18 protein-coding genes, 1 other RNA gene and 1 pseudogene are annotated in these 21,087 nt (G+C 73.8%); 13 read left to right on the forward strand and 7 right to left on the reverse strand.

Annotation, left to right across the window (positions count from 1 at the left end; all coding sequences use genetic code 11):
• Window positions 1-11 precede the first annotated feature (11 nt).
• From A6035_RS06180 to A6035_RS06195, 4 genes are read right to left on the reverse strand one after another with little or no spacing between them, the layout of a single operon-like run.
• On the reverse strand, window positions 12-1,190 hold the full coding sequence (locus A6035_RS06180) for an RCC1 domain-containing protein (protein WP_108847051.1): 1,179 nt from the start codon (window positions 1,188-1,190) through the stop codon (window positions 12-14).
• 43 nt (window positions 1,191-1,233) lie between these two features.
• Complete coding sequence (locus A6035_RS06185) at window positions 1,234-2,265, reverse strand: SURF1 family cytochrome oxidase biogenesis protein (protein WP_108847052.1); 1,032 nt, start codon at window positions 2,263-2,265, stop codon at window positions 1,234-1,236.
• A gap of 51 nt (window positions 2,266-2,316) precedes the next feature.
• Window positions 2,317-2,793, reverse strand: coding sequence for a low molecular weight protein-tyrosine-phosphatase (locus A6035_RS06190; RefSeq protein ID WP_108847053.1), 477 nt, complete (start codon window positions 2,791-2,793; stop codon window positions 2,317-2,319).
• Window positions 2,783-3,451: an HAD hydrolase-like protein gene (locus A6035_RS06195; protein ID WP_108847054.1), complete on the reverse strand. Its 669-nt coding sequence runs from the start codon at window positions 3,449-3,451 to the stop codon at window positions 2,783-2,785. The genes A6035_RS06190 and A6035_RS06195 overlap by 11 nt, the downstream gene beginning before the upstream one ends.
• 75 nt (window positions 3,452-3,526) lie before the next feature.
• Here A6035_RS06195 and cobC point away from each other — a divergent pair, with 75 nt between their 5' ends.
• From cobC to A6035_RS18200, 6 genes and pseudogenes are all read left to right on the forward strand, one after another.
• Window positions 3,527-4,636, forward strand: coding sequence for an Rv2231c family histidinol phosphate aminotransferase CobC (cobC, locus tag A6035_RS06200; RefSeq protein ID WP_108847055.1), 1,110 nt, complete (start codon window positions 3,527-3,529; stop codon window positions 4,634-4,636).
• Window positions 4,633-5,790: a Nif3-like dinuclear metal center hexameric protein gene (locus A6035_RS06205; RefSeq protein WP_108847056.1), complete on the forward strand. Its 1,158-nt coding sequence runs from the start codon at window positions 4,633-4,635 to the stop codon at window positions 5,788-5,790. The genes cobC and A6035_RS06205 overlap by 4 nt, the downstream gene beginning before the upstream one ends.
• An 11-nt stretch (window positions 5,791-5,801) precedes the next feature.
• Complete coding sequence (locus A6035_RS06210; RefSeq protein ID WP_108847057.1) at window positions 5,802-6,539, forward strand: zinc ribbon domain-containing protein; 738 nt, start codon at window positions 5,802-5,804, stop codon at window positions 6,537-6,539.
• Window positions 6,530-7,183, forward strand: a pseudogene (locus A6035_RS06215) (histidine phosphatase family protein); the annotation flags it as partial. The gene A6035_RS06210 and the pseudogene A6035_RS06215, both read left to right, overlap by 10 nt.
• Before the next feature lie 54 nt (window positions 7,184-7,237).
• An RNA gene (gene rnpB, locus A6035_RS06220) (RNase P RNA component class A) lies at window positions 7,238-7,669 on the forward strand.
• 431 nt (window positions 7,670-8,100) lie between these two features.
• Window positions 8,101-8,274 (forward strand): SPOR domain-containing protein, encoded by a 174-nt coding sequence (locus A6035_RS18200; RefSeq protein WP_159149620.1) that lies wholly within the window; start codon window positions 8,101-8,103, stop codon window positions 8,272-8,274.
• Between the two features lie 68 nt (window positions 8,275-8,342).
• Here the strand turns inward: A6035_RS18200 and A6035_RS06225 are convergent, their stop codons facing one another.
• The gene (locus A6035_RS06225) at window positions 8,343-9,932 is read right to left on the reverse strand and encodes a CYTH and CHAD domain-containing protein (RefSeq protein ID WP_167400715.1); all 1,590 of its coding nucleotides are present in this window, start codon (window positions 9,930-9,932) and stop codon (window positions 8,343-8,345) included.
• Between the two features lie 116 nt (window positions 9,933-10,048).
• On the opposite strand from A6035_RS06225, the gene A6035_RS06230 reads away from it, so the two are divergent.
• Together A6035_RS06230 and A6035_RS06235 are read left to right on the forward strand one after the other, a co-directional pair.
• Complete coding sequence (locus A6035_RS06230) at window positions 10,049-11,596, forward strand: flavin-containing monooxygenase (protein WP_108847060.1); 1,548 nt, start codon at window positions 10,049-10,051, stop codon at window positions 11,594-11,596.
• A gap of 62 nt (window positions 11,597-11,658) precedes the next feature.
• On the forward strand, window positions 11,659-12,477 hold the full coding sequence (locus A6035_RS06235; protein ID WP_108849111.1) for an SDR family NAD(P)-dependent oxidoreductase: 819 nt from the start codon (window positions 11,659-11,661) through the stop codon (window positions 12,475-12,477).
• Window positions 12,478-12,534: 57 nt separating this feature from the next.
• Here A6035_RS06235 and pip read toward each other — a convergent pair whose 3' ends face one another.
• Both pip and panB read right to left on the reverse strand, forming a co-directional pair.
• Window positions 12,535-13,467 (reverse strand): prolyl aminopeptidase, encoded by a 933-nt coding sequence (gene pip / locus A6035_RS06240; RefSeq protein ID WP_235026740.1) that lies wholly within the window; start codon window positions 13,465-13,467, stop codon window positions 12,535-12,537.
• An 83-nt stretch (window positions 13,468-13,550) separates the two neighbouring features.
• Window positions 13,551-14,432 carry a 3-methyl-2-oxobutanoate hydroxymethyltransferase gene (panB, locus tag A6035_RS06245; RefSeq protein WP_108847062.1) on the reverse strand — a complete coding sequence of 294 codons (882 nt, stop codon included), beginning with the start codon at window positions 14,430-14,432 and terminating at the stop codon, window positions 13,551-13,553.
• Between the two features lie 200 nt (window positions 14,433-14,632).
• Between panB and glnA the strand changes: the two genes are divergently transcribed.
• The 5 genes from glnA to A6035_RS06270 all read left to right on the forward strand — a co-directional run bounded on the left by glnA (window position 14,633) and on the right by A6035_RS06270 (window position 21,085).
• Window positions 14,633-15,973: a type I glutamate--ammonia ligase gene (gene glnA, locus A6035_RS06250; RefSeq protein ID WP_108847063.1), complete on the forward strand. Its 1,341-nt coding sequence runs from the start codon at window positions 14,633-14,635 to the stop codon at window positions 15,971-15,973.
• A gap of 11 nt (window positions 15,974-15,984) precedes the next feature.
• Window positions 15,985-19,080 carry a bifunctional [glutamine synthetase] adenylyltransferase/[glutamine synthetase]-adenylyl-L-tyrosine phosphorylase gene (locus A6035_RS06255; RefSeq protein ID WP_108849112.1) on the forward strand — a complete coding sequence of 1,032 codons (3,096 nt, stop codon included), beginning with the start codon at window positions 15,985-15,987 and terminating at the stop codon, window positions 19,078-19,080.
• A gap of 110 nt (window positions 19,081-19,190) precedes the next feature.
• Window positions 19,191-19,550, forward strand: coding sequence for a hypothetical protein (locus tag A6035_RS06260; protein WP_244192552.1), 360 nt, complete (start codon window positions 19,191-19,193; stop codon window positions 19,548-19,550).
• The gene (locus A6035_RS06265) at window positions 19,547-20,512 is read left to right on the forward strand and encodes an endonuclease/exonuclease/phosphatase family protein (protein WP_244192553.1); all 966 of its coding nucleotides are present in this window, start codon (window positions 19,547-19,549) and stop codon (window positions 20,510-20,512) included. The genes A6035_RS06260 and A6035_RS06265 overlap by 4 nt, the downstream gene beginning before the upstream one ends.
• Window positions 20,513-20,527: 15 nt before the next feature.
• Entirely contained in the window at window positions 20,528-21,085 is a 558-nt protein-coding gene (locus A6035_RS06270) for a DUF732 domain-containing protein (RefSeq protein ID WP_244192554.1), read from the forward strand.
• Window positions 21,086-21,087: the final 2 nt, after the last annotated feature.

Consider the following 21,087-nt stretch of genomic DNA (forward strand, 5'->3'; position numbering starts at 1 on the left):
GGCCCCGCGGGTCACCCGACCGGCGCCCGCAGGACGAGGGCGCCCGAGACGGTCTGGGCCGGCCCGGGCAGCGGGACGCGCCGGGGCCGGGCGTCGCGAGCGGGCTCCGGTGAGCGCACGGGGCCGCGACCCCAGGACCACAACGCGCCGGAGCCGTCGATCCCGTAGGGGGACGATTCCCTCGCCCCGATCCACCGCAACGGCGGCAGCCCCGGCACCGGCCTCGGAGAGGTGAGGACGGTGTCGTCGGTCGTGCCGTCGCCGAGCACCCCCGTGACGGTGCGTCCCCAGGTCCAGACGGTGCCGGCCGAGTCGAGCGCCAGCGCGAAGTGCTGGCCGCCGGCGACCTGCACCACCCCGGCGTCACCGAAACCGTCCACGCGGACGGGCCGGTTGGTCTGCCCGCCGCGCGGTTCCACGCCCAGCAGGCCGTGGACGTTGTTGCCCCACGCGCACACCTCGCCCGTCGCGGTGGCGATCACCGCGGCCCCGCTCGCGTCGGACACACTGACCGCACCGGGGGCGTCGCGGATCCGGCGGACCGTGGTCCCGGCCGGTTCACCGAGGATCTCGGTGAGGTTGACGCCCCAGCCCAGGACACCGCCGTCCGACCGGAGGGCGAGGGCGCTGAGGGAGCCGTCGGCCACGGAGACCACCTCTTCGGCGCCCTGCACCGCGGCCGGGGTGGTGCGGACCGGGGAGTCGCCCCGGAAACCGCCGGAGGCGATGAACGAGTCGCCCCAGCCGGAGACGGTGCCGTCCGCGTGGGTGACGAGGAACGCCGACCCCACCGCGGCCACCGAGATCGCGTCCGAGACCCCGGGGACCCGGCGCGGCATCAGGGTCTGCCCGGCCCCGCCGGCCGTCCCGGCGAGGAGGCCCTCGTGGTCGACGCCCACCACGGAGACGGTCCCGCCGGCGTGCACGGCGGCCAGCGCGGGGCCGGCGTCGGCGACCGAGACGACGTCGTCCCACCCGGGGATCGGACCCGTGGGCAGACCGCTCCGGATCACCTGACCGATCAGGTGGGCCTGCCCGGGCTCGTGGCGGGGGGCCGCGGGGAAGGCGGTGGAGTCCGGACAGGCGGAGGCGAGGAGGACGGCGCGGTCGGCCGGGCTGCACGCGGCCGTTCCGCCGAGCGCGAGGCAGAGGGCGGTGGTCACGCTGACGACGTGCCGCGGGATCCTCATCCCCGGATTCTGCTGGGGCGACGGGCGGTTGTCGAGCGGTTCGTCAGCTGCGCAGGCGGTCGGCGCGGCGGAACGCGCGCCGCTGCTCGGCGGCGTCGCGGTCGCCGTAGCGCGCGCGCATCGCGCGTTCGCGGGCCGAGATCTCGTCGTCGGTCGAGGCCTCGCCGCCCGGGGCCGACGCGTCGCCGCCGCTCCCGGGGGCCGGGCCGTCGTCCACGTCGCCGCCGACGGCGTCTCCGCCGACCGCGCTGACGTCGTCACCGGAGCTCGCGTCGCCGTCCGGGCCACCGCCCGACGCGGCGGCACCGGTGCCCGCCGTGTGGCCGGCGAGCCCGGCGTCGTCGTCGCGGCGCCGGGCGCGGATCTCGGCCCACGCGAAGTAGAGGAGGGCGGCCGGGGCGAGGACGCCGAAGGCGAGCCACTGCAGTCCGTAGGACAGGTAGGGCCCGTTCTCGATGCCCGGGATCGGAGCGGGGGTGAGCGAGCCGGGCTGGTCGCCGGTCAGCTGCAGGTATCCGGCGGGCCGGAGGTCGTGCCCGAGGGTGTCGCCGATGACGGTCGGGTCGACGACGCGGACCGTGGGACGGCCGTCGAGCTCCACGGGCTCGGCCTGGCCGGGCTCGGCGACGCGCACGCGGGCGGTGATCCCGACCTCGTCCGCGGGCGCCGTGGGGTAGTCGGGGACGGCGTTGTTCTCGCCCACCTGAACGTAGCCGCGGTTGACGAGGAGGTCCGGCCCGTCGACGGGGTCGAACACGGTCAGCACGTGGTAGACGAGCTCGCCGTCGACCGACCGCAGCCGCAGCAGGGCCTCGGATTCCGGCTGCCACCGGCCGTCGAGGGTCACGAGCCGCCACTCTCGCTCGGCGTAGTCCTGCGGGCCGCGCACGACCTCGTCGAGCGGGGCGGGCTCGGCCTCGACGGACTCGACCAGCCGGGCGTTGCGGGCCTCGAGGTCGTCGCTCTTGCCGAGCTGCCAGGGGGCCAGGAACGCGAAGCACGCCCAGGCGAACAGGATCGCCGCGAGAACCCCGATCACCCACCCGGGGGTCAGGAAGCGCCGCAGGATCCGCATGCCCCCAGGATATCGGGCGAGCGGGGCGGGGTACCGCCGCGGTGGTGGCCGCTACCCCAGGAGGTCGCGCACCTCGGCGACGAGGCCGGGCAGGGCGCGCGAGATCTGCATGCGCGTGCGGGTGAAGCCGCTGTCGTCGCCGTAGTAGGGGTCGGCGACGTCCGCGCCGTCGGCACCGGGTTCGTACGCGCGCAGCAGACGGACCCGGTCGGGGTCGACGCCGGCCCGCAGGAGGTGGTCGCGGTGGCCGCTGTCGAGCGCCACGAGCAGGTCGGCGTCGTGGTCGTCGTCGGACAGGTGCGCGGCCACGTGCGCGGTGTCGTAGCCGTGGGCCGCGAGCTCGGACGCCGCGCGCGGGTCCATGCCGTGACCGACGTGCCAGTCGCCGGTGCCGACGCTGGAGATCCTCACCCGGACGCCGAGCCCGGCCTCGTCGAACTCGTGCCGCGCCATGACCTCGGCCATGGGGGAGCGGCAGATGTTGCCGGTGCAGACGAACACCACGCGAATCGTGCGGTCACCAGCCACGGATGATCTCCTCCAGTCCTGTCGTGTCGACGGCCGACCAGCGAGCACGGTCCCACTCCTCGGGCCGGCCGTAGCCCCAGCGCACGAGAGCGGTGGGGATGCCGTAACGGGCGGCGCCGTCGATGTCGTGTTCGCGGTCGCCGATCATCAGCACCGCCTCCGTGCCCCCGTCGGCGGCGGCCACCGGCTCGACCCCCATCGCGGCGAGGGAGTGCGCGACGACGTCGGCCTTGGCCAGCCGCCCCACACCGATGTCGGCGCCACCGACGAACTCGAAGGGCGCGAGCAGGTCGAAGTGGCCGAGGATCCTGCGGGCGGCGTTCTGGTCCTTGCTGGTGGCCACGGCCATCCGGTAACCGTCCACGGCGAGCCGGTTCAGCAGCGTGTCCATGCCGGTGAAGACGGCGTTCTCGCGCCAGCCGACCTCGTCGTAGCGCTCGCGGTAGGCGTCGATCGCGCGGTCGAGGTCGGCGCCGGCCAGGCCGAGCGAGGCGAGGGTGTCGATCATGGGCGGCCCGGCGATCGAGCGGATGTCGCGGGAGACGTCCCAGCGGGTGCCCACGACGTCGAGCGCGTGGTGCAGCGATCGGGCGATGCCGTCGAGGGAGTCGGTGATGGTGCCGTCGAGGTCCACGAGGAGGATCGGGCGGTCGGTCATGCCCCCATCCTCCCAGAGGCGGGGGCCACGCCGGTCGGTGGTCGGCGCGCGGGCGGGGCCCCATACGCTTCGGGCATGACCGAACCGACCGGGGTCCGTGCCGACGAGCCGTCGTGGGCGGCGCTGCGTCACCACGGGGACGCCGAACTGGTCCCCGGCGCCCTGGACTTCGCCGTCAACGTGCGCGGGTCGGGGCCGCCGGCGTGGCTGCGCGACAGGTTGGCCGCGCGCCTCGTCGACCTGGGGGGATATCCCGGCGGCGACGACGACGAGGCCGCCGTCTCGGCCGTGGCCGCCCGTCACGGGGTGATGCGCGAGCGCGTCCTGCTCCTGGGCGGGGCGTCGGAGGGGTTCCACCTCCTCGCCGGCCACGCGTCCCGGCAACGCCTGCGCGCCGCCGTGGTGCACCCGTCCTTCACCGAACCCGAGCTGGAGCTGCGACGGGCCGGCGTCAAAGTCGAGCGCGTCCTTCTGCCGGATCCGTTCCGTCTCGACCCGGCCCTGGTCCCGGGGGACGCGGACCTCGTCGTCGTCGGCAATCCCACCAACCCCACGTCGGTGCTGCACCCCCGCGCCGCCGTCGCGGCGCTGTGCCGTCCCGGGCGCGTCACCGTGGTGGACGAGGCGTTCTGCGACGTGGTGGACGACGAACCCGAACACTCCCTCGCGGGCGCCGACCTGCCCGGCCTGGTCGTGGTGCGCTCGCTCACCAAGACGTGGGCGCTGGCCGGCCTGCGCGTGGGGTACGCGGTCGGCGACCCCGCCGTGCTAACCGACCTCGCCGCGCACCGACCGCACTGGCCGCTGGGCACGCTCCAACTGGAGGCGATCCGGGCGTGCGTCGGGACGGACGCGGACGGTGAGCTCGCCCGCCTGCGCGTCGACGTCGCGGCGGAGCGGGAGGCGATGGTCGAGGCCCTCGCCGCCGCCGGGATCGAGGTGGCCGTGCCCCCGTCGGCGCCGTTCGTGCTGGTCCGCACCCCGCCGGGCCTCGATCCGGAGGCGTTCCGCAGCGGCCTTGTGCGCCGCGGCGTGGTCACCCGTCGCTGCGACACGTTCCCCGGCCTCGACGCGACCTACCTGCGGCTGGCCGTGCGGCCGGGCACGATGGTGGACGAGCTCGTCGGCGCCTGGCACGCGGAGGCCGGCGCGGCGCGGAACCGACTGGAAGGGGAGCGAGCATGACCACCGGTAGGCCCACCCTGGCCGACGTGATCGACCTGTTGGAGCGCGCCTACCCGCCGCGCCTGGCCGAGTCGTGGGACCGCGTCGGACTGGTCGCCGGCGACCCCGCCGCCGAGGTCTCGCGCGTCGTCGTGGCCGTGGACGCCACCGACGCCGTCGTCGACCACGCCCTCGCCGAGGGCGCCGACCTGCTGCTCGTCCACCACCCGCCGCTGCTGCGCGGCGTGCATTCCGTGGCCGCCGACACGCCCAAGGGGCGCCTGCTGCACCGCCTCATCGCCGGCGGATGCGCCCTGTACGCCGCGCACACCAACGCCGACTCCGCGCGGCCCGGCGTCAACGACGCCCTCGCCGACGCGCTCGGTCTCACCGCCGGCGCCCCGCTCTCACCGACCGGAGACGGCACCGTCGACCGGTTGGTGGTGACAGTGCCCGACGACGACCTCGACGATCTCCTACACGCCGTCTTCGCGGCCGGGGCAGGACGGATGAGCGGCTACACCGAGTGCTCGTTCTCCGTGCGCGGCACGGGGCGCTTCCGGCCCGGCGACGGCACCGACCCGGCGATCGGAAGCATCGGCGAGCCCGAACAGGTCTCCGAGACCCGCGTCGAGTTCGTGGCCCCGCCCGAGCTGCGCTCCGCGGTCCGGCGCGCCGTCGTGGCCGGGCACCCGTACGAGGTGCCCGCGATGGACGTCCTCGTCAACCACGCCGGGCCCGGCCCCGGGCCGGAGGACACCGGGCTGGGCCGGATCTGCGATCTCGACGAGCCCACCACCCTCGCCGCGTTCACCCGCCTCGTCGCCGACCGCCTGCCCACCACCGAGTGGGGGGTGCGGGCCGCCGGCGATCCGGACGCCGAGGTCCGGCGCGTCGCCCTGTGCGGCGGCTCCGGTGACTCGCTGCTCGGAGCCGCCCGCGCGGCCGGCGCCGACATCTATCTCACCGGGGATCTGCGTCACCACGTCGTGGACGAGCACCTGCGCGAGGGCGGGCCGATGCTCGTCGAAGCCGCCCACTGGGCGCTGGAGTTCCCGTGGTGCGCGCAGGCCGCGGCCCTGCTCGAGGAGGGCGCCGGGGTCACCGCGAGCGTGTGCGACCTGCGGACCGATCCGTGGACGGTGGCCGCCGGGGGAGCGCGCGGGCAGCGGTAGTCTTGGCTCCCATGAAGGCCGATCCCCACGACCAGCGTCGACTCGTCGACATCGCCGACCTCGACCTGCGCCTGGCCGGTCTCGCCCACCGGCGAGAGCACCTGCCCGAGCAGGAGACGCTGGACGGTCTCACGGCCGAGCGCCGCGCCGCCACGGAGTCCGTCGCCCGGGCCCGGATCCACCTCGAGGACCTCGATCGCGCCCTGGCCAAGCTGCGCTCGGACCTCGACGCCGTCCGCCGTCGCCGCGCCCACGACTCCGACCTGCTGGCCTCCGGCAGCCTGTCCGAGCACCAGTCCACCGAGCTGGACTACGAACTGCGCTCGCTGGCCCGTCGGCAGGAGGCGCTCGAGTCAGAGCTCGGCGAGCTCAGCGAACGCCACGAGGCCATGGAGGCCGACGTCCGCCACTCCGGGGCGATCGTCACCGACCTCGATGCGCGCATCGGCATGGCGCGGACACTGCGCGACACCGCGCTGGCCGAGCTCGAGGACGCGGTCACCGCCACGACGGCCGAGCGGGCGCGCGAGGCGGAGGGGATCCCCGCCGAGCTCCTCGACTTCTACGCCCGGTGCGCGGAGAGCGCCGGGGTCGGCGTCGGCGCGGCGATCCTGGGCGGCGGCCGGTGCTCGGCCTGCGCGATGGATCTGGACCGCAGCACCGTGGCCGCGTTCCGCTCCGCGCCGGCCGACGACGTGCTCACCTGCCCCGAATGCGGCGTGATCGTCGTCCGTACCGGCAACCAGTGAGCGCGGGTCCCGGCTGGACCGGCGCGGCCGGTCGGCCCACCCGTATCGTCCTGGCCCGGCACGGCCAGACCGCCCTCTCGGTCGACCGGCGCTACTCCGGCCAGGGCGACCCCGAGCTCACCGACCTCGGCCTGGCCCAGGCCGAACGCACCGCCCGGCGGCTCGCCGCCCTGCCGGACCTGGCCGCCGTGGTGTCCTCGCCGCTGCGCCGGTGCCTGGGCACCGCCGAGCGCGCCGCCGAGGCCGCCGGCGTGCCGCTGATCGTGGACGACGACCTCATCGAGACCGACTTCGGGCGGTGGGAGGGGCTGACCTTCCGCGAGGCCGCCGAGCAGGACCCCGACACCCATTCCCGCTGGCTCGGCGACACCTCCGTCCCGCCGCCGGGGGGCGAGAGCTTCGAGGTGGTGCGGGAGCGCGTCGAGCGGGGCCTGCGTCGCATCGTCTCCGAGCGTCCCGGAGAGGTGGTCGCGGTGGTCAGCCATGTCACCCCCATCAAGCTGGCCATCCGTGCCGGCCTCGGCGCTGGCGACGAACTGCTGTTCCGCCTGCATTTGGACCTGGCCTCGGTGTCCGACGTGCGCTTCTACTCCGACGGGCCCACGTCGGTCCACCTGGTCAACGACACCTCGCACCTCGACTGACGCGGCACCTCGCCCTCGACCGGCGTGCGCCGGAGACTAGACTGGGGCGGCGAACGAGTCGGCCGGACGGCCGCGGACAGGGGAACCGGCGCCCACGGGTGGCCAGGCCCCGGCCCGAGGAAAGTCCGGACTCCACAGAGCAGGGCGGTTGCTAACGGCAACCCGGGGCGACCCGCGGGACAGTGCCACAGAAAACAGACCGCCGCGCCCACGCCGGCGCGGTAAGGGTGAAACGGTGCGGTAAGAGCGCACCAGCACCCCGGGTGACCGGGGTGGCTCGGTAAACCCCGCCCGGAGCAAGGTCGAAGGTCGCATCGCTCGCGGTGCGACTGCGCGGATGGACGTGCGGTGACGCACGGGGAGGGCTGCTCGCCCGAGTCCGCGGGTGGACCGCTCGAGGTACCCGGTGACGGTGTGCCCAGATGGATGGCCGTCGCCCGCCGCACGCGGTGGGCACAGGATCCGGCTTACAGGCCGGCTCGTTCGCCCAGCCCCCCGCCCCCACCAGTTCGGCACCGAACCGGTAGCGCGACCAGAGAGCTTGCGCGGACAGAGCGGCGGCGCAACCAGAAAGGCCGCGCGGGCAGAGGGGCAGCGCGACCGCCCCCAGACGCGCTGCCCCTTCGCCCTACGCTGGCCCCTTGCTCGAACATCGCCCGGTTGTGATGGCGAAATGGACCATTTTCCCATCGCAAGACGAAGAGCCAGCGCATCCGGAGGGGGATGCGCTGGCTCTCGGCCCGGTCGCGGGCGGGGCCCCGCCGGATGGCCCCGGCACGTGCTGGCCCGCTGCGCCGCCACCGTCATGCCGCCGCGCCGCCCGTTCTCGCGTCGCGGGTCGTCACGCCGCGCATCGCCGGGCCGTCGCTAGTAGGGTCGGGGGAGAGGTCCAGCCCGTCGATCCGAGGAGGTCCGCCGTGTCGGGAGAGCAGTGGTACTACGACATCGCCACAGGTCAGGCACTGCAGGGCAAGGTGACCAATTGGGACAACCGGATGGGCCCGTACGCCACGCGCGGCGAGGCGGAGGCAGCCCTGGCCAAGGCCAAGGCCCGCAACGAGGCGTGGGACGCCGAGGACGAGAAGGACTGACCGGGCTCGGCGACGCCCGCTAGGGCGTCGACCGCGTCGAGCGGGCCCCTGCGCCCGCTTGCTCCGACCTACTTCTTGCCCTTCTTCCCCTTCTTGCGGCGCTTGCGCGCTGCGCGCCGTGACTCCGACAGTTCGCGGTAGGCGGCCGTGACCGCCGCGGCGTCGCTCTCGAACCCGTCGAGGGCGCGCTCGGAGAAGCCGCGCTCGTGCTCGAAGAGCACACCGAACCCGAACGTCGACTCGCGAGCCGTCTCGGCCCGGCGGGCGATCCGGCGGATCCACTGCCGGGCCGTGACGCTGTCCTGCACGTCCCCGAGCACGGTGTGCAGGCGCTGGCAGGCATCGCGCAGGGGTGCCACGGTGAGCTCGTCCGTGCCGGACAGGGCGTTGACGTTGCGCCGCAGGGCCTTGGCGCGCTTCCGGACGACGTGGGTGAGCTCCTCCCACTCGGCCAGCGTGAGGTCGAGTTCGGCCAGGTCGCGCTCGGTGCGGGTGCGGGCCTTGGTGAACTTCTTGAACTGGCGGTCGACGCCACTCAGCATCAGTTCCTCGGCCTCGCGGCGCTTCTTCTTTCCGCTCTTCGCCGTGGATCCGCCGGCGACGCCGACCAGGTCGTGGAGCCGGTCGACCAGGTCGAGGTACCGGTCGGAGAGCAGGGCCGAGGTGACCCGTTCACCCGCGCGACGGGCCTCCACGTCGAGTTCCGCCCGCAAACGGTGACGGGTCTGCGGGCTCACCACGTCCTCGGGGTATCCGGCGGCCAGCTCCCCGAGGCGCTCGTCGACCACCTGGATGTCGCGGAGTTTGCCCAGAACGGCGGCGAGGACCTTGAGCTCGTCGAGCAGTCCGGGCAGGTCGAGATCGGTGCCGGCGGTGTGGGCCTCGAGCTCGGCGGCGTAGGTGCTGATGGTGCTGCGGAGGCCTCGGACCGCCACGCGCATCTGGTGGACGCCCACAATGGTGGTGCGCCGGGCGGCCGGGTCGTGGTCGAGCAGCTTCCCCAGGTCGCGCGTCAGAGCGTCGCGGACGGGGGAGGCGCCCTCGTCACCGGCGTCCGGGAGGGGTCCGATCGCGCGGGCGAGTTTGGAGGACGACGACGAGGTGGCGGCTCCGGCGTCCGTGCACGCGGCGGCGACGGCCGCGAGATGGGCGTGGGCGTCGGGCCGCGCCGGATCGACGATCTCGGCTTCCCACTCCCGCCATGTGGCCGCGGACCCGCCGTCGACGAAGGCCTCGGTGGAGACGTGATCGTCGCAGAACTCGATGACCGCGGTGCCGGCGTCGTCCCGCAGCGTGTGGACATGTCGGAGGTTGTCGATCCGGGCGACGGGCGCCAGCGGACGGCGACGGACCAGCCCGGCGACCGCGGAGAGGAACTCGTCCGGGACCACGTCGCCGAGTGGGGCCTGGAGTTCGATCCGGCCGGCGTGGGCGGGCAGCTTGAGGTGCCATCCCTCGTCGTCCCCGCCGGTGCGGCGGCGCAGCGTCACCTTGTGCCGGGTGAGCGAGAGATCATCGGTGTCGAAGTAGACGGCGGAGAGCTCGTACTCCTCCGGACCGTCGGCGACGAGCGGCGCGAACGCGTCGGCGGACGGCACGGCGATGTCATCGTCGACCTCGAACTTGCTCTCGACCTCGACGGTCTCGTTGATCGTCATGGACCGGTTGTACCAGTTGACGGTGAACACCGCCCACCGCGCTGCGTCCCTACCGGGACTTACTTGCGGGTAAGATCAAGGTGGTGGCAATCACACGCTCGTCGTTGGGAGAAACAGTGGATAAGCCGATCGTGGTCGACGTCCTCGTCGTGGGGGCCGGGTTCTCCGGCCTCGGCACGGCGATCCGGCTCTCGCAGGAGGGCTTCGACGACCTCGTGGTCCTCGAGCGCGGCCACGACGTCGGCGGGACGTGGCGCGACAACAGTTACCCGGGTGCGGCGTGCGACGTCCCGTCCCACCTCTACTCCTATTCGTTCGCCCTCAACCCCGACTGGTCCCGGGCGTTCTCCCCGCAGGGCGAGATCTACGACTACATCCGCCGGGTCACCGCAGAGAGCGGGGTTCGCGAGAAGATCCGCTTCGGGGTCGACGTCACCGCCGTCGAGTACGACGCCGACCGCGGCCGCTGGTCGGTGTCCACGAGCGAGGGGGAGTACGACGCCCGCGTGGTCGTGTTGGGCGTCGGTGCCCTGTGCGAGCCCAGGCTGCCGGAGATCGACGGCATCGAGGACTTCGCGGGCGACGTCTTCCACACCGCCCGCTGGGACCACTCGGTCCCGCTGGCCGATCGCCGCGTCGCGGTGATCGGGACCGGGGCCTCGGCCATCCAGGTGGTCCCGTCCATCGCGCCGACGGTGGGGCACCTCGACGTCTACCAGCGCACCGCGCCCTGGGTCCTTCCCCGCATGGACCGGCCCTACCCGCGCCTCGAGCGGTCGCTGTACCGCCGGGTGCCCGGCCTGCAGAAGGCCGTCCGGGCCTTGCAGTACGCCAGCCGCGAGTTCCAGGTGGTGGGGCTGACCCGCACCCGCGCCGCGTTGGCCCCGATCAAGGCGCTCGGCCGCGCGCACCTCGCGATGCAGGTCCGCGACCGGGTCCTGCGGGAGAAGGTGACCCCGAACTTCGAGATCGGCTGCAAGCGCATCCTGTTGTCCAACACCTGGTACCCCGCGCTCGGCCGGGACAACGTCGACCTCGTGACCGAGCCGATAGCCCGGGTCACGGAGAGCGGGATCGTCACCGCCGACGGCGTCGAGCACCCCACCGACGTGCTCGTCGTGGCCACGGGCTTCCACGTCACCGACTCGCCGTTCTTCGAGCGCGTCCGCGGCACCGACGGCCGGACCCTCGCGCAGAAGTGGCGCAGCGAGGGCATGGAGGCCTACAAGGGCACCACCGTGGCCGGCTACCCGAACCTGTTCGTCCTGGTCGGCCCGGCCACGGGCCTCGGGCACTCGTCGATGATCTACATGATCGAGTCCCAGCTGAACTACCTCGTCGACGCGCTGCGCACCATGCGGGACCACGACCTGCAGACCGTCGAGGTCCGCGAGGCAGTCCAGGAGGCGTACAACCGCGAGCTGCGCGAGCACACCGGCGAGACCGTCTGGGTGACCGGCTGCCGGAGCTGGTACCTCGACGACAAAGGCAACGCCCCGGCCGTGTGGCCGGACTTCACGCTCGCCTTCCGCCGGCAGACCCGCGAGTTCGACCTGAGCGCCTACCACCGGCAGACCCGCGAGTTCGACCTGAGCGCCTACCACCGGCAGAGCGCGGCCCGGCTCGCGGCCGCGACGCCCACCGGGCAGGAGGCCCTCCGATGAGCGCCCGCGGCGCAGGACTGTCCCGCCACTGGCGCGCACGGGCCGACACGCGCCGCTGGCGGATGGACGGCAAGGTCGTCGTCGTCACCGGCGCCGGGTCCGGCATCGGACGCGAGCTGGCGCGCGAGGCCGCCCGACGCGGCGCGCGGCTCGCCCTGAGCGACATCGACCCGGACGGCCTGGCCCGCACCGTCGAGCTCGCGCGCGGCGACGGCGCCACAGAGGTGCACTCGCAGCGCCTCGACGTCACTGAACAGGCCATGGTCGCCGAGTACGCCGGAAAGGTCGCCGAGCACTACGGCGTGGTCCACCTGGTGATCAACAACGCCGGTATCGCGTTCACCGGCGCCGTCGAACGGTCCGCATACAAGGACATCGCGCGAGTCATGGACGTCGACTACTGGGGCGTCGTGCACGGCACCAAGGAGTTCCTCCCGCACCTCATCGCCTCCGGCGACGGCCACCTGGTCAACATCTCCAGCATCTTCGCGTTCCTGTCCGTGCCCACGCAGAACGCGTACAACGCGGCCAAGGCGGCGGTCCAGCAGTTCACCGAGTCGCTGCGGATGGAGATGCTCGCCGCCGGTCACCCGGTGGACGTCACCTGCGTCCACCCCGGCGGCATCAAGACCGCCGTCGCCCGCAGCGCCGGCGCGGCCGAGGGGCTCGACAGCGCCGACTTCGCCACCATCTTCGACACGAAGTTCGCCCGCACGGAGGCCTCGGCCGCCGCGCGCGTCATCCTCGACGGCGTCGAGCGGCGCCGGCCACGCGTGTTGGTCGGGGTGGACGCGCACGTGCTCGACGCGCTGGTGAGACTGTTCCCGGCCGGCTACCAGAAGGCGACGGTCGCGGCCTCGCGTCGGTTCGGGGTGGTCTGAGCCCGCGCCCGCTCGCGCGGCCCCGGCGTCCGCCGCGGCGTCCGCCGCGGCGGACGGTCAGGGGCGGAACGCGTCCGTGGCCTCGAGCAGGTGGTGGGTGGTGCCCGGTTCGGCCATCGCGTGCCCGGCGTCAGGCACGATGTGCAGCTCGGAACCCGGCCACGCCGCGTGCAGCTCCCACGCGTTGGCCACCGGGCACACCACGTCGTAGCGCCCGTGGACGATCACGCCGGGGAGGTGGGCGATACCGTCCATCCGGTCGAGGATCGCCCGACCCCGCAGGAACGCGTCGTTGACGAAGTAGTGGTTCTCGATGCGCGCGAACGCCAGCGCGAACCGGTCCGGATCCCCGTCCTTGCCGACAGTCCGGGGCAGCAGGGTCGACGTGGACGTCTCCCACGTCGTCCACGCCCGGGCGGCCTCCAGTTCGAGTCGCGGATCGCCGCAGTGCAGGAGACGGTGGTAGGCCGCGACGTGGTCGTAACCGGGCGCGTGGACGGCGTCTGCGCCGTCGGCGGCGACGAGTGGCGCGAGGTAGCCCTCCCACACGTCGGGGAACAGGTGCGCGGCACCGCCTCGGTAGAACCAGTCGATCTCGCTCGGGCGGCACAGGAAGATCCCGCGCAGCACCAGGCCGCGGACCCGGTCGGGGTGCTCCTGGGCGTACGCCAGCGCGAGCGTCGAGCCCCACGAGCCGCCGAACACCAGCCAGCGGTCGACGCCCAGCGCCTCCCGCAGCCGCTCGAGGTCGGTCACCAGGTGCCACGTCGTGTTGACGGACAGGTCCGCGCCGTCGGCCACGTGCGGCGTGCTTCGCCCGCACCCGCGCTGGTCCACCAGGATGATCCGGTAGACGGCCGGGTCGAACATGCGGCGGTGCGCCGGGTCGGTGCCCCCGCCCGGCCCGCCGTGGACGAAGAGCACGGGAGCGCCGTCCGGGTTGCCTGAGCATTCCCAGTACAGGCGCTCTCCGTCGCCCACGTCGAGCATGCCCGTCTCGTACGGGTCGATCTCCGGGTACGGGGCGCGGCGCGCGCCGCCCCGGTCGGTGCCGGTCGCGGGGGCTCCCACGGTCAGAAGGAGTGCTCGGCGCCGGGGAAGGCCCGCGAGCGGACCTCCGTGCCGTACTCGCGGGCGGCCTCCCGCAGCGTGTCGGCCAGTTCGGCGTAGCGCTTGACGAACTTGGCGGTCCGCCCGGTGCTGTGGCCGGCCATGTCCTGCCACACGAGGACCTGGGCGTCGCAGCCGTTGCCGGCGCCGATCCCCACGGTCGGGATCTCCAGCTCCGCGGTGACCTCGCGGGCCAGGTCGGCGGGCACCATCTCCATGACCACGGAGAACGCGCCGACCTCCTGGACCGCGCGGGCGTCGGCGCGCAGCTGCTCGGCGGCGTCCCCGCGGCCCTGGACGCGGAACCCGCCGAGCCCGTTGACGGACTGCGGGGTGAAGCCGACGTGGGCCATCACGGGGATGCCGGCGTCGACGATCGCCCGGATCTGTGGCGCCATCCGTACGCCGCCCTCGAGCTTGACCGCCTGGGCCCCGCCCTCCTTGAGCATGCGGGTCGCCGCGGCCACGGCCTGGGTGGGCGAGGACTCGTAACTGCCGAACACCAGGTCCGCCACGACCAGCGCCTTGGGCGCGCCCCGGGTGACGGCACGGACGAGCGGGATCATCTCGTCCTCCGTCACCGGGACGGTCGTGTCGTAGCCGTAGACCACGTTGGCCGCGGAGTCGCCCACCAGCAGGACGGGGATCCCGGCCTCCTGGAACAGGCGCGCGGAGACGAAGTCGTAGGCGGTGAGCATCGGCCACGGCTCGCCGGCGGCCTTGAGCTCGGCGAGGTGGTGCAGGCGCGTGACCCGCGTCAGGCCCTCCTGTCCGCCGGTGCCGGGCGGCGTCTGCTGCGGGGCGCCGCCGGAGCCGTAGACCGGGGTGTCGGGGGTGTCGCTCATGAGGTGTGTGGCCTTCCTTCGGTGCCTCGAGGCCGGCCGGGGGCCGGTCCCCGGGTGGGACAGGGGGCGGTGACGCCTCGCGCGGCGGCCGCCGCGCGGTGTCGCGGTCGAGTCTGCCACGAGCCCTCACCGGGGGTCGGCCCGCGTCGGACCGAGGGGATGACTCACGCTCGTCCCACGGCAGGCACTAGGTTGGAGGCATGAACCGCCAGCAGGAGTACGTTCTCAGGACCCTCGAGGAACGCGACATCCGGTTCGTCCGGCTCTGGTTCACGGACGTGCTCGGCACCTTGAAATCCGTGGCAGTGGCGCCGGCCGAGCTCGAGGGGGCCTTCGGCGAGGGCATCGGCTTCGACGGCTCCGCGATCGAGGGGTTCTCCCGCGTGTCCGAGGCGGACACCGTCGCAAAGCCCGACCCGTCGACCTTTCAGGTCCTGCCGTGGGCGCACGCCGACGGCGGCCAGCACTCGGCACGCATCTTCTGCGACATCTACAACCCGGACGGCGGCCCGAGCTGGGCCGATCCGCGCCACGTGCTGCGGCGCCAGCTCAACAAGGCCGCCGACCTCGGCTTCTCCTGCTACGTGCACCCGGAGATCGAGTTCTTCCTGTTCAAGGACCTCGACACCAACGGCGCCGAGCCGGTGCCCACGGACAACGGCGGCTACTTCGACCAGGCCGTACACGACACCGCCCCGCACTTCCGGCGGCACGCGATCGAGGCGCTCGAGGCCATGGGCATCTCGGTGGAGTTCTCCCACCACGAGGGTGCGCCGGGGCAGCAGGAGATCGACCTGCGCTATGCCGACGCCCTGAGCATGGCGGACAACATCATGACGTTCCGCTACATCGTCAAGGAGGTGGCCATGAACAACGGGGTGTGGGCGTCGTTCATGCCCAAGCCCCTGCGCGACCACCCCGGTTCGGCCATGCACACCCACATGAGCCTGTTCGAGGGCGACTCCAACGCGTTCCACGACCCGGACGACGAGTACCAGCTGTCGGGTACCGCGAAGTCGTTCGTCGCGGGCATCCTCACGCACGCGCCCGAGTTCTCGGCCGTGACCAACCAGTGGGTCAACTCCTACAAGCGACTCATCGGTGGTGGCGAGGCCCCCACGGCGGCCACGTGGGGCCGCGCCAACCGCTCGGCGCTGGTGCGGGTGCCCATGTACACGCCCAACAAGGCGTCCTCCCGCCGCATCGAGGTCCGCAGCCCGGACTCGGCGTGCAACCCGTACCTGGCGTTCGCGGTGATGTTCGCCGCCGGCATCAAGGGCGTCCAGGAGGGCTACGAACTGCCGCCGGAGTCCGAGGACGACGTGTGGACCATGAGCCGCCGCGAGCGCCGCGCGATGGGCTACACCGACCTGCCGGGCAGCCTCGAGCAGGCGCTGGACGCGATGGAGGAATCGGAGCTGGTCGCCGAGGCGCTCGGCGAGCACGTCTTCGAGTTCTTCCTGCGGAACAAGCGCCGTGAGTGGCGCGAGTACCGGACCGACGTGACCCCGTACGAGCTGCGCAACTACCTCAACCTGTGACCGGCGGCGGCATCGTGAGCAGGGACTCGTCCCGCCCGAGGCTGCCGAGCCCCGGGCGGCTCGGTCTGCTCGACGACCGTGCCGCCGACTGGCTCGACTACCTGGGGTGGAACGACGACGACGCCGTGCCGGTGCTGTGGGCGCTGTCCCGGGCGCCGGACCCCGACCTTGCGCTGGGCGCGCTCGTGCGGCTGCGCGAGTCGCTCGTCGCCGCGGGCGACGGTGCCGGGACCGCCGGCGACGGGACCGCCGGCGACGGGTCGGGCGTCGCCGCGCTGGACTCCGCCCTGCTCTCGGACGCCCGCCTGCGCGCGCGGTTGTTCGGCCTGTTGGGCTCGTCGAGCGCGCTGGGAGACCACCTCGTCGCCGAGCCGACCCGCTGGCCCCTCCTGCGCGCGGAGCTGCCGTCGCCCAGGGAGGTCGCGGCCGCGATGCTCGGCGCGGTCGAGGCCGTGCCCGAGGAACCGGTGGAGGGCGCGCCCGAGCCGACCCAGCGCGACGACCTGTGCGCGGTGGGTACCTACCGCGCCGGGATCACCGGCGGCGCGGCCGTGAAGGTGCTGCGCTCGACCTACCGTGACCAGGTGGCGCTGCTGGCCGCCCACGACGTGGCGGCGGCGGTGGAGGACGAGGAACCGCGGCTGCCGTTCGCCGACGTGGGACGACGACTGTCCGACCTCGCCGACGCGGCCCTGACCGCGGCACTCGCTGTGGCCGTGGCCACCGTCTACCCGGACGGGCCGATGCCGTCGCGGCTGGGCGTGGTGGCGATGGGCAAGGGCGGCGCGCGCGAGCTCAACTACATCTCCGACGTCGACGTGATCTTCGTGGCCGAGCCGGCCGACGCGAAGACGGGCCGCGTGGCGGGGGAGATGATGCGCATCGGGTCGATGGCCTTTTTCGAGGTCGACGCCGCCCTGCGTCCCGAGGGCAAGTCCGGCGAGCTGGTGCGCACGGTCGACTCGCACGCGGCCTACTACAGGCGTTGGGCCAAGACGTGGGAGTTCCAGGCGCTCCTCAAGGCCCGCCCCATGACGGGTGACATGGCCCTGGCCACCGAGTACCACGACATCGTCCACCCCATGGTGTGGACCGCCGCCGAGCGCGACGACTTCGTCCACGACGTCCAGGCGATGCGCCGGAGGGTCGAGGAGAACGTGCCCGAGGCGCTGCGGGAGCGCGAGCTCAAGCTCGGCCGCGGGGGGCTGCGCGACGTGGAGTTCGCGGTCCAGTTGCTGCAGATGGTGCACGGCCGCACGGACGAGGACCTGCGCGTGACCAGCACGGTCGACGCGCTGGCCGCGCTGCGGGACGGTGGCTACATCGCGCGCGAGGACGGCGCCGAGCTGGTCGCCGCGTACGAGTTCCTGCGTCTGCTCGAGCACCGCCTGCAGCTCCAGAGGTACAAGCGCACTCACCTGTTCCCGGAGGACGACGACGAAGAGGCCTACCGCTGGCTGGCCCGCGCGGCGCACATCCGGCCGAACGGTCCCAACGACGCCGCCCAGGTGTTGCGGCAGAGTCTGCGTCAGCTGCGCCGCCGGGTGCGCCGCCTGCACTCGAAGCTGTTCTACCGTCCGCTGCTCGACTCGATCGCGTCCTACGACGCCGAGGCGCTCTCGCTCAGCCCGCAGGCGATGGAGCGGCAGCTGGCCGCGCTCGGGTTCGGCGCCCCGCGCAACGCGCTCGGGCACCTGCGGGCGCTGGCGGGGCAGAGCAGCCGCCGGGGCCGGATCCAGGCGCTGCTGCTGCCGACCTTCATGGAGTGGCTGGCCGACACCCCGGACCCGGACGCGGGACTGCTGGCCTACCGCCGGCTGTGCGAGGAGAACGAGGAGGTCACCTGGTTCCTGCGCACGCTGCGGGACGACAGCATCGTGGCCCGCCGCCTGGTCCGGGTGCTGGGCACGTCGGCGTTCGTCGCGGGGTTGCTCATGCGGAACCCGGAGGTGATCCCCGACCTCACCGACGGCGCGGAGGGGCCCGTGCTGGTCGCGTCCAAGGTCTCGGACATCGCCTCGGCGCTCACGGCGTCCGCGGCCCGGCACCCGACGCCGGAGCGGGTCATCGCCGCCGCCCGGTCGCTGCGGCGCGCGGAGCTCGCGCGGATCGGTGCCGCCGACGTGCTGGGCATGATCTCCGTGCCGGACGTCGGCAGGCGGCTGACGGCCGTGTGGCGTGCGGTGCTCGAGGCGTCACTCGCCGCCGTGGTGCGCGACATGATGCCCGCCGACGGCCGCGCGCCGGCCCGGATCGCCTACATCGGCATGGGCAGGCTCGGCGGGGACGAGTTGTCCTACGGCTCGGACGCGGACGTGATGATCGTGTGCGAGCCCACCGACGGCACGGGCGAGGACGAGGCGGTCCGGTGGGCCACGCAGGTGGCCGAGCGGGTGGGCAGGCTGCTGTCCTCGCCGTCGTCGGACCCCCCGCTCGACCTGGACGCCGACCTGCGCCCCGAGGGGCGCAACGGTCCCCTCGTCCGGACCCTGGCCTCCTACCGCGCCTACTACTCGACCTGGGCCGACACCTGGGAACTGCAGGCGCTGCTGCGGGCGTCGTTCGCCGCGGGCGACCGCGACCTCGGCCTGGACTTCCTCCACATGATCGACGTCTTCCGCTACCCCGAGGACGGGGTGCCGCCGAAGGTCGTCCAGGAGATCCGCCGGATGAAGGCCCGGATCGACTCCGAACGGCTGCCGCGGGGTGCGGACCCCGCCACGCACACCAAGCTCGGACGCGGTGGCCTGGCGGACGTCGAGTGGTGCGCGCAGCTGCTCACCATGCAGCACGCCGCGCGGGTGCCGGGCCTGCACACCACGTCCACCCTGGAGGCGCTCGACGCGGCCGCGTCGGCCGAACTGGTCTCGGAGGGCGAGCGCGACGCGCTGGTGCAGTCGTGGCTCATGGCCGGCCACGCCCGCAACGCGCTGGTCCTCGCGCGCGGCAAGGCGGTCGACCAGCTGCCGGGCCAGGGCAAGATCCTCGCGGCGGTGGCGATGATCTGCACGGGCCGGGCCGACGGCGCGGAGTTCCTCAACGAGTACCTGCGCGTGACCCGGCACGGCCGCCGCGCGGTCGACCGCGTGTTCTGGGGCGAGGACTGACGCCACCGGCGTCCGGGCGGGGGTCCGGGCGCGGGTCGGGGTGCGGGTCGGGGTGCGGATGGGGGTCGTCCCCGATGTGCCCGGGGCCCGCGCGCCGATAACCTGGGCGCATGCCTGTGACCATGAACCTCACCCTCACCCTCGACGGCGTGACGTACGGGGAGCTGTACGAGTTCGTCGACGCCGTGCGCGCGGCCGGCGTCCCGGCCGACGAGCGGGTCCGCTGCATCGGCTCCGACGACAAGGGCGACCGCTTCGAGGTTGAGCTCGGCCCGGATCGTCGCCGTCCCGGCGCGGCCCGCGCGGCCTCCGGCGCCCTGGTGGGGCAGCCGGTGGAGCCGTCCTCCGCGTCGCCGTCCTCGCCGACCGTCGCGTCGGTGGCCGAGACGGTGCGCTCGATGGTGCGCAACGGTGACGACCTCGACCGGGTCATCTCCGCGCTGGGAGACCTGCGCAAGTTCCTGCGTTGAGCGGTCGTCGCCCGGTCGCCCGGGCCGTCGCGGTGCTCTCCGCGCTCGTCGCGGCGGCCGGGGTGGCGTTGCACCACTCCCGCGCCGAGGTGGCGGTGGTCCCTGTCCTGGCGTCCTTCGCCGTGGCGTTCTGGGCGTTCTCCCTGGTCGCGCTCCTCGCCGCGGTGCGGGCCCGGTCGGTACTGCTCGGCATCGTGGCCGTCGCGCTGGTCGGCGTGGGCGTGGTCCAGTACGCGCCGCTGGTGGGACCGGCACCTGAGGTCGACGACGACGAGGGCGTCGGAGTGCGGGTGATGGTGCAGAACCTCGAGTACGGCCGGGCCGCCCCGCACGACGTGGTGCGGGCGGTACGCACCGGCGGGGTGGATCTGCTCCTGACGGTGGAGACCACCCCGGAGTCGGCGGACGCGCTGCGCACCGCCGGACTCGCGGGCCTGCTCCCGCACGAGGCCTCCGCCACCGCGCCCACGACCCAGGGGGTGGCCGTGTGGTCGCGGTTCCCGCTCTCGGCGCCGGAGCGGGTGCCGGGCTTCAGCCTGGGGCTGGTTCGCACGGAGATGGCCGGGCCCGGCGGTCCGGTGACGGTGGTGGCCGCGCACCCGGTGGCCCCCGTCTTCGACGCCGCCCTGGCGGTGGAGGAGGCCGACCGCCTGCGGTGGTACCTGGGCAGCCTGCCGGGCCCGGCCCCGGTGATCGTGGGCGGGGACTTCAACGCCACCTGGGACCACGTGCGGTTCCGTGACCTCCGCGGCCTCGGGTACACCGACTCGGTCTCCGGCGGCCGTGACGGGTGGGTGCCGACCTGGCCGGCGGGCCGGCGGTTCCCGCCGCTCATCGGGATCGACCACGTGCTGGCGCGGGGCGCGGTCGCGGTGGGGGAGACCGACACCGTCGAGGTGAACAGGACCGACCATCTGGGCGTCCTCGCGACGGTGCGTCTGCCCGCTCCGCGGGGAGGGTGACCTACCATGCGCACCATGAGTACACGTTCGCGCGCGACCGGAGTCGTCGTCGCCACCGGCGCGGTGCTGGCGGCCGTCCTCGCGGGGTGCGGCGGGGCGACCGTGGAGGGGGAGGCCCCGGAGGTGTCGTCGGAGCCCACCACGTCGGCGCCGGCGACCCCGTTCGCCGAGGAACTGCCGGAGAAGCCGACCGAGCCCATACCGCCGCCCCCGCCGCAGTCGCCGGAGCCCGAGCCGATGCCCGGTGAGCCGGAACCGCTGCCCCTGCCCTCGGAGGCCGCACCCGACCCGGGGGCGGACCCGTCCGCCGAGTCGGCCCCGCCGGCCCAGCCCGCTCCGGGCGCGGGCGACTTCGCGGCGCTGCTCGAGCGTCGCGGGGTGACACTGCCCGCGGGCTTGGACCCGGTCGCCACGGCCACGGAGGCGTGCGGCCGCTTCGACGGCGGTCAGCAGATGGACGAGGTGTCCGGCTGGCTCGGCGACCACGCCCGGCTCGACCCGGACGGACAGGGGTTCTTCCTCGGCGCCGCTGTGGGAACGTACTGCCCGCAGAACTTCCCCAAGCTGGGCTGACG

Origin of the sequence: Dietzia lutea (assembly GCF_003096075.1) — a bacterium.
In the GTDB taxonomy this organism is placed as follows: domain Bacteria; phylum Actinomycetota; class Actinomycetes; order Mycobacteriales; family Mycobacteriaceae; genus Dietzia; species Dietzia lutea.